15 protein-coding genes, 1 tRNA gene and 2 pseudogenes are annotated in these 13,668 nt (G+C 49.4%); 14 read left to right on the forward strand and 4 right to left on the reverse strand.

Annotation, left to right across the window (positions count from 1 at the left end):
- Positions 1–6: 6 nt before the first annotated feature.
- From ACX9GV_RS06955 to ACX9GV_RS06990, 8 genes and pseudogenes are all read left to right on the forward strand, one after another.
- Positions 7–3,143, forward strand: a pseudogene (locus ACX9GV_RS06955) (CusA/CzcA family heavy metal efflux RND transporter).
- A gap of 474 nt (positions 3,144–3,617) precedes the next feature.
- Positions 3,618–4,169, forward strand: coding sequence for an aldehyde dehydrogenase family protein (locus tag ACX9GV_RS06960; protein ID WP_473197527.1), 552 nt, complete (start codon positions 3,618–3,620; stop codon positions 4,167–4,169).
- Complete coding sequence (locus ACX9GV_RS06965; protein ID WP_473197528.1) at positions 4,144–4,311, forward strand: hypothetical protein; 168 nt, start codon at positions 4,144–4,146, stop codon at positions 4,309–4,311. Before ACX9GV_RS06960 ends, ACX9GV_RS06965 begins: the two co-directional genes overlap by 26 nt.
- An 89-nt stretch (positions 4,312–4,400) precedes the next feature.
- Positions 4,401–4,931: a hydrogenase maturation nickel metallochaperone HypA/HybF gene (locus tag ACX9GV_RS06970; RefSeq protein WP_473197529.1), complete on the forward strand. Its 531-nt coding sequence runs from the start codon at positions 4,401–4,403 to the stop codon at positions 4,929–4,931.
- Positions 4,932–5,256: 325 nt separating this feature from the next.
- Positions 5,257–5,332, forward strand: a tRNA-Gly gene (locus ACX9GV_RS06975).
- A gap of 331 nt (positions 5,333–5,663) precedes the next feature.
- A pseudogene (locus tag ACX9GV_RS06980) lies at positions 5,664–5,882 on the forward strand (Arm DNA-binding domain-containing protein); the annotation flags it as partial.
- A 177-nt stretch (positions 5,883–6,059) separates the two neighbouring features.
- A complete protein-coding gene (locus tag ACX9GV_RS06985) occupies positions 6,060–6,377 on the forward strand; it encodes a tyrosine-type recombinase/integrase (protein ID WP_473197997.1) in 318 nt (105 codons plus the stop codon).
- 80 nt (positions 6,378–6,457) lie between these two features.
- Entirely contained in the window at positions 6,458–7,375 is a 918-nt protein-coding gene (locus tag ACX9GV_RS06990; RefSeq protein WP_473197530.1) for a hypothetical protein, read from the forward strand.
- Between the two features lie 857 nt (positions 7,376–8,232).
- On the opposite strand, the gene ACX9GV_RS06995 is transcribed toward ACX9GV_RS06990, so the two are convergent.
- Genes ACX9GV_RS06995 through ACX9GV_RS07005 form a run of 3 tightly spaced genes read right to left on the reverse strand, consistent with a single transcriptional unit; the run spans position 8,233 to position 8,833 of the window.
- Positions 8,233–8,388, reverse strand: a complete 156-nt coding sequence (locus ACX9GV_RS06995; RefSeq protein WP_473197531.1) for a hypothetical protein — start codon at positions 8,386–8,388, stop codon at positions 8,233–8,235.
- A gap of 2 nt (positions 8,389–8,390) precedes the next feature.
- Complete coding sequence (locus ACX9GV_RS07000; RefSeq protein ID WP_473197532.1) at positions 8,391–8,561, reverse strand: type II toxin-antitoxin system RelE/ParE family toxin; 171 nt, start codon at positions 8,559–8,561, stop codon at positions 8,391–8,393.
- A gap of 2 nt (positions 8,562–8,563) precedes the next feature.
- Positions 8,564–8,833: a type II toxin-antitoxin system Phd/YefM family antitoxin gene (locus ACX9GV_RS07005; RefSeq protein WP_473197533.1), complete on the reverse strand. Its 270-nt coding sequence runs from the start codon at positions 8,831–8,833 to the stop codon at positions 8,564–8,566.
- Between the two features lie 208 nt (positions 8,834–9,041).
- Between ACX9GV_RS07005 and ACX9GV_RS07010 the strand changes: the two genes are divergently transcribed.
- Positions 9,042–9,257: a HigA family addiction module antitoxin gene (locus ACX9GV_RS07010; protein ID WP_473197998.1), complete on the forward strand. Its 216-nt coding sequence runs from the start codon at positions 9,042–9,044 to the stop codon at positions 9,255–9,257.
- A 49-nt stretch (positions 9,258–9,306) separates the two neighbouring features.
- Here the strand turns inward: ACX9GV_RS07010 and ACX9GV_RS07015 are convergent, their stop codons facing one another.
- Positions 9,307–9,693, reverse strand: coding sequence for a nuclear transport factor 2 family protein (locus tag ACX9GV_RS07015; RefSeq protein WP_473197534.1), 387 nt, complete (start codon positions 9,691–9,693; stop codon positions 9,307–9,309).
- 1,207 nt (positions 9,694–10,900) lie between these two features.
- On the opposite strand from ACX9GV_RS07015, the gene ACX9GV_RS07020 reads away from it, so the two are divergent.
- The 5 genes from ACX9GV_RS07020 to ACX9GV_RS07040 all read left to right on the forward strand — a co-directional run bounded on the left by ACX9GV_RS07020 (position 10,901) and on the right by ACX9GV_RS07040 (position 13,660).
- Positions 10,901–11,464 (forward strand): fimbrial protein, encoded by a 564-nt coding sequence (locus ACX9GV_RS07020; protein WP_473197535.1) that lies wholly within the window; start codon positions 10,901–10,903, stop codon positions 11,462–11,464.
- A gap of 215 nt (positions 11,465–11,679) precedes the next feature.
- Positions 11,680–12,411 carry a fimbrial biogenesis chaperone gene (locus tag ACX9GV_RS07025; RefSeq protein ID WP_473197536.1) on the forward strand — a complete coding sequence of 244 codons (732 nt, stop codon included), beginning with the start codon at positions 11,680–11,682 and terminating at the stop codon, positions 12,409–12,411.
- Positions 12,395–13,009, forward strand: coding sequence for an SH3 domain-containing protein (locus tag ACX9GV_RS07030; protein WP_473197537.1), 615 nt, complete (start codon positions 12,395–12,397; stop codon positions 13,007–13,009). The genes ACX9GV_RS07025 and ACX9GV_RS07030 overlap by 17 nt, the downstream gene beginning before the upstream one ends.
- Before the next feature lie 16 nt (positions 13,010–13,025).
- Complete coding sequence (locus ACX9GV_RS07035; RefSeq protein WP_473197538.1) at positions 13,026–13,391, forward strand: hypothetical protein; 366 nt, start codon at positions 13,026–13,028, stop codon at positions 13,389–13,391.
- A 23-nt stretch (positions 13,392–13,414) separates the two neighbouring features.
- Positions 13,415–13,660 carry a hypothetical protein gene (locus tag ACX9GV_RS07040; RefSeq protein ID WP_473197539.1) on the forward strand — a complete coding sequence of 82 codons (246 nt, stop codon included), beginning with the start codon at positions 13,415–13,417 and terminating at the stop codon, positions 13,658–13,660.
- Positions 13,661–13,668: the final 8 nt, after the last annotated feature.

Genomic DNA, 13,668 nt, shown 5'->3' on the forward strand with positions numbered 1-13,668 from the left:
ACGAAGATGATTGCATGGATTATCAGGCGTTCGGTCGCCAACCGCTTTCTGGTGCTGATGGGCGCCTTGTTCCTGAGTATCTGGGGCGCCTGGACGGTCATCAATACGCCGGTCGACGCTCTGCCTGACCTCTCTGATGTTCAGGTCATTATTAAAACCAGTTACCCGGGGCAAGCGCCACAGATTGTAGAAAACCAGGTCACGTATCCCCTGACAACCACCATGCTGTCGGTACCCGGTGCCAAGACAGTGCGAGGCTTTTCCCAATTTGGTGACTCCTATGTGTATGTGATTTTTGAGGATGGCACTGACCTGTATTGGGCAAGATCCCGTGTATTGGAATACCTGAATCAGGTTCAGGGTAAGTTACCTTCAGGGGCCAGTTCCGCTATAGGCCCAGATGCCACTGGGGTGGGCTGGATATTCGAATATGCGTTGGTCGACCGTAGCGGTAAGTATGACCTGGCAGAATTACGCTCTCTGCAGGATTGGTTCCTGAAATATGAGCTGAAAACTATCCCAAATGTGGCCGAGGTGGCCTCTGTTGGCGGCGTGGTCAAACAATACCAGATCCTGGTAGACCCGATAAAGCTGACGCAGTTTGGTGTCAGCCTGCAGCAAGTTAAACAGGCCCTGGACTCATCCAATCAGGAAGCCGGGGGGTCTTCTGTTGAGATAGCCGAAGCTGAGTATATGGTTCGTGCTAACGGTTATCTGAGCAGCCTGGATGACTTTAATCATATCGTCCTCAAAACCGGTGAGAACCGGGTCCCGGTTTACTTAAGCGATGTGGCACGGGTGCAGATTGGGCCAGAAATGCGTCGCGGTATTGCCGAGTTGAATGGCGAAGGTGAGGTTGCGGGTGGGGTGGTTATTCTGCGCTCAGGCAAGAATGCACGTGAAGTCATTTCGGCGGTCAAGGAAAAACTGGAAACGCTGAAAAGCAGCTTGCCAGAAGGTGTGGAGGTGGTGACCACTTATGACCGTAGCCAATTGATTGACCGCGCCATTCATAACCTGAGCAATAAACTTCTGGAAGAGTTTCTGGTGGTTGCCCTGGTGTGCGGCCTGTTCCTCTGGCACGTGCGCTCCGCACTGGTGGCCATTATTTCGCTTCCTCTTGGGCTATTTATCGCCTTTATCATCATGCGTTTCCAGGGGCTGAATGCCAATATCATGTCACTGGGGGGGATTGCCATTGCGGTTGGGGCCATGGTGGATGCGGCCATCGTTATGATTGAAAATGCCCACAAACGGCTTGAAGAATGGGAACATAATCACCCCAATCAACAAATTGATAATCAAACCCGTTGGAAAGTGATCACCGATGCTTCCGTTGAAGTCGGGCCAGCCTTGTTTATCAGCTTGTTGATCATCACCCTTTCGTTTATTCCTATTTTCACCCTGGAAGGACAAGAAGGGCGTTTGTTTGGCCCGCTGGCTTTCACAAAAACCTATGCGATGGCGGGGTCTGCACTATTGGCCATTGTGCTTATTCCGATCCTGATGGGGTATTGGATCCGTGGCAAAATACCGGCAGAAACCCGCAACCCCCTGAACCGTTTTCTAATAAAAATTTACCATCCGTTATTGCTCAAGGTTCTTCGCTGGCCAAAAATGACGTTACTGGCAGCAGCCCTGTCAATGTTTACCGTTATATGGCCACTTAGCCAAATGGGGGGGAATTCCTACCTAAAATCAACGAAGGCGATTTGCTGTATATGCCTTCAACGCTGCCCGGTGTCTCACCCGGCCAAGCGGCGGCGCTGTTACAAACCACCGATAAACTGATTAGAACGGTGCCGGAGGTGGCCTCGGTTTTTGGTAAGTCAGGTAAAGCGGAAACTGCAACAGACTCGGCTCCACTGGAAATGGTGGAAACCACCATCCAACTGAAACCACAGGATCAGTGGCGCCCAGGAATGACCATTGACCAGATTATCGAAGAGCTGGATCAAACGGTTCGATTACCGGGGTTGGCAAACCTTTGGGTTCCGCCTATTCGTAATCGCATTGATATGTTGTCCACCGGTATCAAGAGCCCGATAGGCATTAAAGTGTCAGGCACGGTTCTCGCTGATATTGATGCTACGGCGCAACATATAGAAGAAGTGGCGAAAACCGTTCCTGGCGTGGTCTCTGCGCTGGCTGAACGTCTGGAAGGCGGGCGCTATATCGATGTCGATATTAACCGGGAAAAAGCAGCACGCTATGGCATGACGGTGGGCGACGTACAGTTGTTTGTCTCGTCAGCCATCGGTGGGGCGACAGTAGGGGAAACCGTCGAAGGGGTCGCTCGCTATCCGATCAATATCCGTTACCCTCAAGGGTTACGTGACGGACCGGGAGCATTGCGACAACTAGCGATATTAACGCCGACCCAGCAGCAAATCACCTTGGGAGAAGTGGCTGAGGTCAAGGTCATTTCAGGCCCGACCATGCTGAAAACAGAGAATGCCCGTCCTGCGAGCTGGATTTATATTGATGCCCGAGGCCGTGACATGGTGTCGGTGGTCAACGACCTTAAAGCGGCCATCAGTGAAAAGGTCAAGCTGAAGCCAGGTACCAGCGTGTCGTATTCGGGACAGTTTGAGTTACTGGAGCATGCCAACAAAAAACTGAAGTTAATGGTTCCCATGACCATCATGATTATCTTCATTTTGCTGTACCTGGCATTCCGCCGCGTTGATGAAGCGTTGTTGATTCTGATGACGCTACCGTTTGCGCTGATTGGCGGTATCTGGTTCCTCTATTGGCAGGGGTTCCATATGTCCGTTGCTACGGGCACCGGGTTTATCGCCCTGACTGGCGTAGCCGCCGAGTTTGGTGTCGTGATGCTGATGTATTTACGTCAGGCGATTGAAGCGGACCCCACCTTGTCCAAGCGGGAAACCTTCACCAGTGCGGGGCTTGATAATGCGCTTTATCACGGCGCGGTATTGCGTGTTCGTCCGAAGGCCATGACGGTCGCGGTGATCATTGCTGGCTTGTTACCTATTCTGTGGGGGACCGGAGCAGGCTCAGAAGTGATGAGCCGAATTGCCGCCCCGATGATTGGCGGCATGATCACCGCGCCTTTGTTGTCTATGTTTATCATTCCGGCAGCTTATAAATTAATCTGGCTGCGGCGACATAAGAAATAAGTGATAAAAATGGCGGGGCTACAGCGCTGTAGCCCCGCCATCAATGCGATGCAAACGGCAAATGTAGCGATGCAAACAATAAATGTAGCGATGCAAACAGCAAAGACGAAAAAGCGTCATCTGTCTCGGTCAACATGACAGCCCTGCACCAGAAGGTAAGCAGATGCAGGGGAGTACTTATCCGCGCCATTCCACATAAACTCTCCTTAAGTTTCCAATACCAACAGCTAACCCACATCTACACCAACGTTGTCGCTGCACCCAGCAAACGTCATTCTCTGCCTTGACGATTTAGTCTTTACAGCAGACGAAAGTATCGATTGTGACGCTAAGCCAACATCCCCCTATTTGTGTGTGTTAACGAACAGACCCCTGTTGAGAATACACGCACAGTCAATCAAGTCAGTTCTGCCGCATGAACTCCATTGTTTGTGCAGAACACTGCGTTCACCCTACCTAAAGAAGGATCTCATCATGGCCTATCAAAGTATCAATCCGAACACCGGAAAGCTCTTGAAAACACATGATCACCTTACCAGCGCGCAGCTCGAAAAATCACTCGCCAAGGCTGAGTCATGCTTCCAGCAGTGGAGGCACACCAGTTACCCTGAGCGAGCCGCTATTGTGAATAAGGCCGCTTTATTGATGGCGGCGCATATTGATGACCTTGCCAAACTGGCCGCGCTTGAGATGGGTAAACGGATCGATGAAGCGCGGGCTGAGGTTAAGTTCAGCAGTGACATCTTGGCCTATTACGCCAAGCATGGTGAAGCATTCTTGCAACCGACCAAGCTACATCCTACCGATGGCACAGCACATATGGAAAGTACGCCTTTTGGCGTGCTGTTATGCGTGGAACCTTGGAACTTTCCTTTCTACCAACTGGCACGTATCGCCCGGCCGCATTTGATGGCCGGTAACACCGTGGTGGTTAAACATGCGAGCTGCGTACCGCAGTGTGCAATTGCCTTCGAGAAACTTGATCAAGCTCGGGGCTCGGTTGCATATGCTGCCGGGGGCGGGTGAGGCGATTCACCTAGAAGATAACGCGTTTCATGGCATGACCTTCATCCCTGATCGCACCGAGTTGGTCAAAGATGCCGATGTGGTGCTTTGCGTTCAACCGCCAGCGCTTGAGGTTGTCGATGCGATGAAGGAGGGGGGGTAATCCTCGCGTGCTTTATCTACGCCAACAATGAGCCAGAACTGGTCAAGCACTTAATCAAACGCAAACTTACCTGCTTCGCCATGGAGCAGGTGCCTCGCATCACGCGAGCGCAGGCGATGGATGCGTTGTCTAGCCAATCGGCGCTGGCGGGTTACTACTCGGTTGCACTTGGCATGGTAAATCTGGCGCGTGTCATTCCAAAGATTACATCGGCCGCTGGGGCGATCGGCCCGGCGCGGGTATTGGTTATGGGGCTTGGCGTTGCCGGGCTTGAGGCCATGGCCACGGCTCAACGGCTCGGGGCAGTAATGGTGGAGGTGGCGGCTGAACGTGAACATTTCACACGGGTTGGGCAATTGCGGCTGGAGGCGGGCGCGTTAGCGTGCATCGAGCCGCAAGCACTGCATTTTGCGTTGGCGGCCCTGGCCCCAGGAACCTGCTTAGACGCTGCAGAGATCACTATTATTGAAACCCCGGGCACTGCCTGGTGCGAGGGATGCAAGAATGAGGTCAGCATAGATAGCCACACAGAACCCTGCCCGCGATGTGGTGCTTATCCATTGCGAATCACAGCGGGCACCGACCTCCGGGTGCTCGATCTAATGGTGTTTGACGACTGAATTCTGCCGTGAAAATTTGCCCACCCTGTCACCGCTCTGGTGATTGGGGTAGGGTATCCCCTTTGCTCAGGTAGCCAAATTCAGTGTGCCGTAATAAGCCACGATCCCGGTGGCACGGTTACGGCTGTTCAAGAATGCATCTTTATGAACGGAAAATATTCACTTGGAATGTCACCGATGTTTTATTAAGAACAGGGGGTTGCCAAGGCAAAACGATTAGTAGATAATGCACTCCATATTGATAGCCGATTCTGTTAAAAGCTTTTGGATATCAACAGGTTAGAACCAAAGTTTAGTCAAGATATTAAAGTAATACCCATGCGACGCGGGAATAGCTCAGTTGGTAGAGCACGACCTTGCCAAGGTCGGGGTCGCGAGTTCGAGTCTCGTTTCCCGCTCCAAATCTCCTCCAGTGCGTGCCTTTGAGCACCACATTTCACTGAAATCAAAGCATAATATTTTCAGTGACAGCCAAGTAGTACCATCACCAAAACACACTCAAAACCATACAGTTAAGCCTACCGATAACGCCATTGCGCTCGTTCAACAAGTCCATCAGGCAATTTCCCTTATCAGCATCTATACCTGCCTTTAACGGTAGTAGGCGTCCGTTTTCTATTCCTCGTCACCACGACCCACAACCGGAAACCAATACAGACGAAATGAACTGCCAATGGTTCACCTGACCGATTTAGCCATTCGCCGTGCCAGAACCACCGGAAACCCTATACGCTTAAAGATGGGGTAGGGCTGTATCTCAACATCAACCCCAATGGCACCAAAAACTGGCTTTTCCGTTTCTATTGGCAAGACCGCCAGAAACGTATCTCTTTTGGCACCTATCCTACTGTAGACCTCAAAAAAGCCCGATCCCTGCGCCAGCAGGCTCACGACCTGTTAGCCAACGGCATCGACCCACGCACCTACCGCACAACCGAACAGGGCGGCTGATCCTCCCGCTACCCCGCAACCGTTTCAGACCGAAACCGTTGGCATCCGCTTTACTGACTATGCCGAACACTGGAAAGCGTTCAAACTTAAAAGACTTGGCATCGCCGACCGCCGCCAAAGCACCGCCATCCAGATTGAACGCTATATGCGGCTGGATATACTGCCGCTACTTGGCAAATTGCCCCTTCACACCATCCCCGCCAGACCCAACTCGGCCTTAAATTTCTGCTTCTGACCGGCGTCAGAACCGGCGAACTACGCCAAGCCAGACCGGAACATTTCGATCTGGATCAATCCCTATGGAAAGTCCTGGCCGAAACCGTCAAACAACTCCAGAAAAAAGTCCGCACCAGCAGAACAGAAATCCCGCCCTACCTTGTCCCGCTTTCCCGTCAGGCCGTTCAATTCATCCGGGAACTGCTGGACATGCGCTTTGCCTCCCAGTCCTACCTAATGCCGTTCCACAGCAATGTGCTAAATCAGTGTCCGATTTGAGTTGACCGGTACAACCGGCCAACTCAAACTACTGAAGCAAGGCCTGAGAGTAAATATTAAATAATAATGGGGCTAGAGTAATGAAAAAAACCAGCAATCCTTTGGAAGTCCTTGCATCATGTGTTGATTTTTTAAAATTGAAGTCCGCTGATGTAAAGAAGTCTTCACTAGGGAAATTCCCAGATAAGAAGGTACTTCGCTCTGATATGCCCAGGCAACTCGCTATTGTTGCGGAGCAGGCTGAAAAGCTGTTATTTCTAAAACCCGGAGATACGTTATTTGGACTGGTATATCATGAAGACGATCGCTTGGCGTTGATTGAGTTATTCATGACAGACTTGGTGCAGTTCGCAACGCTTCATCGCATCGATCTAGGTATTCATGTCGCGATGTGGGGGCAGACGAGGATTGCCGAAAGTGCATTTTTTCACCTCGCTGTTTCCCCATTGCTTCCATCCACATACAAGACGATTGACCAAGTCGGTGGTAGTGTATTTGATATATATTCCATTCCTTTCAAACTGCGTGTTGCGTTGGAGTTGAAGCTCAGGACCATTACCGGATTTGAGAAATGCGAAATTACGCAAAACAGGAAGTTCGCGCCGATTGTTTCTAATGAGCTGCCTTTCTCGCCTTTGCTTAAGGGTCTGCAATCAGTGAATTGCCTTGAACTACCCTGCTCCCTGGGTAACATAAAAAATATTTATCAGTGGGCCTGTAATTTTTGCCATACCGGAGAGAAGGAATATGTGTGGCTCTCTATGAAGGCCTTGGAGCTTGTCTCTCCGCTTTTTATTTATCAAGAACAAAAGAAGACCGAGATAGAAATTTATAAAATTTGGCCGATGGAGGGGATGAGTGAGAAAGAGCAGTGTGAGCGTCTACTGGAGTTTAAGGGGCCTGTAAAGCCGCTCTATTACTTCCAGAAGGGCTGGACGGTTCAACGCTTACAGGACGCCCTCAATGTCGAAGAAGAGAAAAAAGAGGGGCGGTGGTAACGCAAGGCCGCAAGAAGTCAGTTACTGGACCAATCTACAAATATTACTTGTCTGAGATAAATCTTGCTGAGATCTCCTCTTACTATTGCGGTCGTACTTGTCAGCATTATTGAGGATTCCAACGGGCTTTTCTGGAAGCCTATTTATGTTCGAGTAACCATCAAGACGGCACTCAAAATTGGCACGCACTGGACACTCGTCGACCATCAAGTGCGTGCTCTCCAGCAAAACCAGGCAGCTAGAGCGGTGAAGCTGCACCTGGATACAGTGCGCTTCGCCTTCCTTCGCTGGTCAGTTCAAGCGGATTCCGGCCGTCTTACGCCTTGCTTGCTCGCAGAAACAAACCTGCTGATATAAAATCAACCACAAGCCGCAACAAAACAGCCCATTCACGAACCAACTTGTAGACACAGACAAATAAGTCTAAAATAAGTCCAGCGGCTCGGAGAGGAGCGGAAAAACTGTTCGTTTTTCAGTGAGTTAGAATGAGTTGGTCGAGTCTCGTTTCCCGCTCCAAATCTCCTCCAGTGCGTGCCTTTGAGCACCGCATTTCACTGAAATCAAAACATAATATTTTCAGTGGCTGCCAAGCACCATCACCAAAACACACTCAAAACCAGTACAGTTAAGCCTACCGATAACGCCATTGCGCTCGTTCAACAAGTCCATCGGGCAAACTTCCTTATCAGCATCTATACCTGCCTTTACCGGTAGTAGGCGTCCGTTTTCTATTCCTCGTCACCACGACCCACAACCGGAAATCAATACAGACGAAATGAACTGCCAATGGTTCACCTGGCCGATTGTAAGCGTGGATCCCGGCAGGGCCGGGAAGTCACTGAAAGGGAAACGCACTCCTACCGCTCCAGCAATCTGTGGATCAGCAATGACTGCATATCCCGTCGTCCATCCACAATCACAAAAATCACCACTTGCTGCCCGAGAACCCGGTAAATCAGCCGATACAGCTTAAAAAACGTCTGCCGGAACTCACGGATCCCCAGACTCTGCACTCCTACCGAACACTTCCCTTTGCTGGAAAACTACTCAGCGAATGGGAAACTTCAAGCAACTGATCAAGCGCATAATCCGCACGCCCAACCCCATCATGCGCGGCGATATCATCGTAAATATCCTCCAGATCGTCCTCAGCACCCCGAGTTAGCACCACCTCAAACGGTGTCATATTCAGCCCCGCTTGTTCTTCAAACGCTGCACCACCGACTCCACAGGTGCCACCTCACCCGCCTCCACCTGCTGCTGACCCAGCTCCAGTACCTTCAGCAAAGCCAGCGACTCTTGTATTTGCTTATACGCCACAACATCCTGAAGCACCGCCTTCGCCTCCCCATTCTGCGTGATAATCATCGGTGCACCCGACTCAGACAGTGCCGTCAGCACCTCAGCCGCATGCGTCTTCAAATAACTGATAGAGCGGATCTGCTCAGAAAACCGCATAAATACCCCCATACACACAACATACTGAATTAAGACCTTAAAAACACCGATTCATAATGGCTTAGAAAGTGAGGGTTTCTATGCAGGAGGAAGAAATATCAGCGGTGAGTCTTCTGGCTACAACAATTGTCGTGGTACCACCAGTTGGGGCAGCGTAAGGTGTCACCTAACAGCTTTCCTATTCATAAGTTTGCAGTAGGTGGTTTGTATGCCACGGCATAATCCGCCGCATCCGGGTGAGGGGCTGCGTCTGGATGTGTTGCCTGCCCTCGGGTTGAGTGTTACGGCGCTGGCGGCACATCTAGGGTATTCGTGGGGGCAGTCGTCGACGGTGCTGAATGGCCGGGAGGTGATCAGCGCGGAGCTGTCGGTGCGGCTGGAGTTGGCGGAGCAGGGGAGTATGACTTGTGGCCTTGTCGGCTAGGCATATTGCTGATCTCACGCTATGCCAAGCCTTTTGTAGTTGTGTGGGCTCAGCCGGGTTGGGCAAAGGCTGTTTCTCTGTAGATTTGCCATGCGCCCGAGGTGTTTCGCAAATCTAGGCTGAAGATGATTTTTTCAGGTCGTTGACCCATGTTCACGTAACGGGTCACGATGGCATGTGCGGTTGTAGCATTGGCTTCGAGGTAGTTGAATTCAACACTGGTACTCAGTGGTGGGGCTCCACTGGCTTTTTTGGCAGCAAAGAAGTCCATGTTTTCTTGACGATTGAGAGTAATGACCTCGCCTGTTTCGTTGATGATGACGATGTAAAGGTCGGGGTGGTAGAGTTTGTCAAGCTCTTCCAGGTTGTAATGACAACCATTGTGGATAAGCCGCTCAATGGTGGCGCGTACTTCTGTGGTGTAGAGTGTAGTCATATGCCAATAGTCCATATCTAATTATGAGTTGAGACTTGTCGAGGTGACGAATGTCACGTGCTTCATGGAATGCAGATGGGGCTGATCGTGGCAAAAAACAAGGCCAGTTATCATTCGCTCCAATCACTGAAATAAAAGCGTAAATTTGTTCAGTGGCTGCCAAGCACCATCACCAAAACACACTCAAAACCATACAGTTAAGCCTACTGATAACGCCATTGCGCTCGTTCAGCAAGTCTATCAGGCAATTTTCCTTATCAGCATCTATACCTGCCTTTAACGGTCGTAGGCGTCCGTTTTCTATTCCTCGTCACCTCAACTTGTAATTGGTACAAACAGTCAGAGAGGAACTGCCAATGTTTCACCTGGCCGATTGTAAGCGTGGATCCTGGCAGGAGAGGGGCGTCACGAAGCGCAAAACGCACATAAAGAAAAAATCTACCGCCCCAGCAACCTGCGGATCAGCAATGACTGCATATCCCGTCTGCCATCCAAAATCACAAAAATCACCACCTGCTGCCCGAGAACCCGATACTCAGTATCACTGGATTAAACTGCCGATTTCGTTGGCTGCCAGCAGGAATATTACCCCCGACATCATCAAGATAAATCACTATAAGGATAGGATTTCTTGGCTAAGATGGTTGCAAAAGTAATTTTGTGTAGATTATTGCATCGAATATTCATAATTTGTTACTTATTACCCTTGTATTGCTGATTTGTTGTTCTTACAAAAAATCAGCATTTAATGTCGCCAAGTTGTGCACAGACGATATAATTTTTCAATTTAATGGTTTCTTCTAGTTGTTTGCAATAGGATTATTATTACTTATCGGAATATTAATCTATAAAAATAAAAAACTGCAGTTCATAAAACTACTTAAAATATTTGATATGGGTTTTTATATCGCGTATAAAACGGACCAACAGGACAGGAAGTACTGCATTTTATTACCAGACGAACGATGAACTGGTGCCAATTTTTTGGGCTAGATTTGCTAAAGCTGAGCTGACCGGGTTTGAACAATGCTTTTAAGTATAACGTTGAATGCCAGACACCGAATGACCGTCACATCAAACACCGTAGGTTTCATTGTATTGGGACAAACGGCATCAAGGCTTGCCATCCATAAATCCAAACTGTAATGCACTCGTGAATAGGGGTCATATCTGTGTTTTTTTTCATCAAGCCAACATAGGAATCATTATGATTTTAAGAAAGAACGTATTATCCATGGCATTATTTAGCGCGATAGCTGGGTTAAGCTTAAGCGCGAATGCGGCAGATCAAAATACGGCTAATGTCACACTCAGTGGTCTTATCTCTGCCGTCACGTGCGATATTGATGTTAACGGTGTTACTGGCGGAACGACTGTCAATACCGGCGTTCATATCTCCGAGGCGTTTACGGGTAATACCAATAATGTGTCTGGGACACCTGTGACCATGGAAGTGACACTGAAAAACTGCCAAGGTGACACAGGTGCTGGTGAAGGTGGTGGCAATTTATATATTTCCGGCACCACCGCCAATAATGGTAATAACAATATTTTTGTGGGTAATGATTCAGCAACAGGCTTTATGGTACTAAAATCCGGTGGCTCCGATTCAGTTGATGCATTACAAAATCACGCCTCTGTACCTCTAAAGGTATCAGTACCCGATGGCGGCGCGTCATATACCTTTAATGTAGCTATGGCTTCAACCTTAGCTGCGCCCACTGCAGGTTTATATACTGCTCCAATTATTATTTCTTATGCATCAGAATAATTTCCCTGCTAATTAAGAAAGAAAAGTAACTATGGGGGAAACCTCATAGTTATCGCACACACACATTATTTTTTATTGGAAGCCTATGCCAGGGGGAACCAACGTTGTTGCCTGAGCATGATATGAATAGTGTGGAAAAAGCACAGTATAAAAAGAATACCCAAATGGGTTCAGTTTTCGTTGAAAAATTGTTGATAAAGAGAGCACGGGGAAATATGCAGATTCATTCTTATGGGTTAATGCGCCATGCCGCCTTAATGTTGACAATAATGTTATGGTCGGCATCTTCCGTTGCGGGCATTTCACTTACCGCCACACGACTTATTGTTGATGAAAGCCGTGGGGGGAGTAGCATCGGTGTGCGTAGTGATGATAACGCTACAAAACCTTTTCTAATTAGAGCTCAAGTTTTTCGTGATATTGAAGGCCAAGATGCTCAGGTCCCTTTTGTGATCTCCCCCGCACTGTTTAGGCTTGAGCCAGGAAGTCAGCATCAGTTCCGGGTGATGAAAAAAGGGGGAGCATTGCCGCAGGATAAAGAATCCCTTTTTTATCTTCGCGTGGCTGCCTTACCAGCAACATCAGGGCCATCTCAAACCGCGATCCCGACTCCAGAAGGCGCCTTGACGGTGGCGACGGGCAATATCATTAAGTTATTTTATCGCCCTAATGGTTTATCGGTGACACAAAAAGCGGCGATGGGGCAATTGCAATTCACTGTCGTAGGCAACCAGCTCAACGTCGCCAATCCTACACCGTATTACATCACCCTCAGTTCACTGAAGGTGAATGGTAAATCGGTGAATATCCGCACCACGCGTGAACAAAATATGATCGCCCCCTATGGCAACCAGCGCTATGGGAATGCCCCAACCACGGGAAGTGTTCAATGGAGTGCCATTAATGATCATGGTGGCCGGGAAGCGTTTCATGGCTCAATCCAATAATTATCTGCAGCTATTCATCGCTATGGGCTGCTGCCTCATCGGCGGTCAGGTTATCGCCAGTACCCCGATAGGTAGCGCTGGAACAACTCAATTTGTTGCCATCATTAACGATGGCAGTTGTGAGCTGGACTATACCAGCGGGTATGCACTGGCCTTTATGCCGCGGAATGCAGCGGACTTTTCGCCAGGCAAAACGGTTGAAGTTAAGCCGATTGAGGTCAATATGCGCTGCAATTACGCCGTTACTCCGCAAGTGATGATCACCGGTAAGACCCCCTATTCAGCCAACCAGCAGGTGTTTCTTGACGCCAATAGTCAATGGCCCACGAATACTAATGGGGTGGGGTTTATGGTTCAGCCGGTAACGTCGGTGGCAGAGCGCGATACACCGCCGTCATTGAGTGATTTTTATCCCAGTGGTCTGGCAGGCAAGGCTATTGCGAATGGTGAAACCATGACGCTGCTACCACTAAACCAGGCTAACGGGTTCAGTGAAAACCAAGTGCTGTGGGTCGGTTTGGTGGGCATGGTTGACAGCAACCAAATAACACCAGGCGCATTTCAGGCGACGTTAACCATCACAGGGATCATTCCATAATGGAAGGACGGTCAAGATGAGAATGTTAGCATTATGCCAGAAGTCATCTTGGTGTTATGTCGGGTCGTTACTGCTAGGTTTGGGCGGCATAAGTATCACCGCTAGAGCGGCGGATTCGGTGAATGTTAACTTTTCAGCGGAATTTGTCGCACCCACTTGTACCATGAAGGTGCCCTCTTCGGTCAATTTCACCGCCAATGGAGCCTCGCTTCAGTCTTCAACCTTAACCGGTGAAGGGGTGGCAGCGATTGGCGGGGTGGAGCTTGCTTTTAGTAATTGTAGTAACCAGAGTTTTGCCGCCGCAGTCCCACAGATTATCGTTACCGGAAGAACGGTGCGATTGGGGGGAGTGATTACTATTTTGCTGATGCGCCGACGTTAGCAACGCCTGCAAACGGCTATGGCGTGAAATTGTCGGTCAACGGCCAGTCGCTTTTTCAGGACAACAGCAATATTGCTGTGACTGGCGGTGTACTTGGCGGGGGCGTAATTCGTGCAAAAGCGGGGAGTACGGTTACGTCATTAAATGGCACCGCGTTGAATTTAACAGCGCAATTATCATGTGGAAGTTATTCCCCTTGTAGTGATGCACCGTCTCATAAATTGGGGGCGTTTAAAGCAACGGTGACCTTTCAATTGGCTTATGAGTGATCCCCGGA

The organism is Serratia sp. 25CWL12 (genome assembly GCF_055790885.1).

What these genes read in the sequence shown, in the direction of transcription:
- ACX9GV_RS07005 (WP_473197533.1), bottom strand. Translation starts at nt 8,833, where the DNA reads ATGCGGTTTTCTGAGCAGATCCGCTCTATCAGTTATTTGAAGACGCAT.
- ACX9GV_RS07010 (WP_473197998.1), top strand. Translation starts at nt 9,042, where the DNA reads ATGCCACGGCATAATCCGCCGCATCCGGGTGAGGGGCTGCGTCTGGAT.
- ACX9GV_RS06960 (WP_473197527.1), top strand. Translation starts at nt 3,618, where the DNA reads ATGGCCTATCAAAGTATCAATCCGAACACCGGAAAGCTCTTGAAAACA.
- ACX9GV_RS07000 (WP_473197532.1), bottom strand. Translation starts at nt 8,561, where the DNA reads ATGACACCGTTTGAGGTGGTGCTAACTCGGGGTGCTGAGGACGATCTG.
- ACX9GV_RS07025 (WP_473197536.1), top strand. Translation starts at nt 11,680, where the DNA reads ATGCAGATTCATTCTTATGGGTTAATGCGCCATGCCGCCTTAATGTTG.
- ACX9GV_RS07020 (WP_473197535.1), top strand. Translation starts at nt 10,901, where the DNA reads ATGATTTTAAGAAAGAACGTATTATCCATGGCATTATTTAGCGCGATA.
- ACX9GV_RS07035 (WP_473197538.1), top strand. Translation starts at nt 13,026, where the DNA reads ATGAGAATGTTAGCATTATGCCAGAAGTCATCTTGGTGTTATGTCGGG.
- ACX9GV_RS06990 (WP_473197530.1), top strand. Translation starts at nt 6,458, where the DNA reads ATGAAAAAAACCAGCAATCCTTTGGAAGTCCTTGCATCATGTGTTGAT.
- ACX9GV_RS07015 (WP_473197534.1), bottom strand. Translation starts at nt 9,693, where the DNA reads ATGACTACACTCTACACCACAGAAGTACGCGCCACCATTGAGCGGCTT.
- ACX9GV_RS07030 (WP_473197537.1), top strand. Translation starts at nt 12,395, where the DNA reads ATGGCTCAATCCAATAATTATCTGCAGCTATTCATCGCTATGGGCTGC.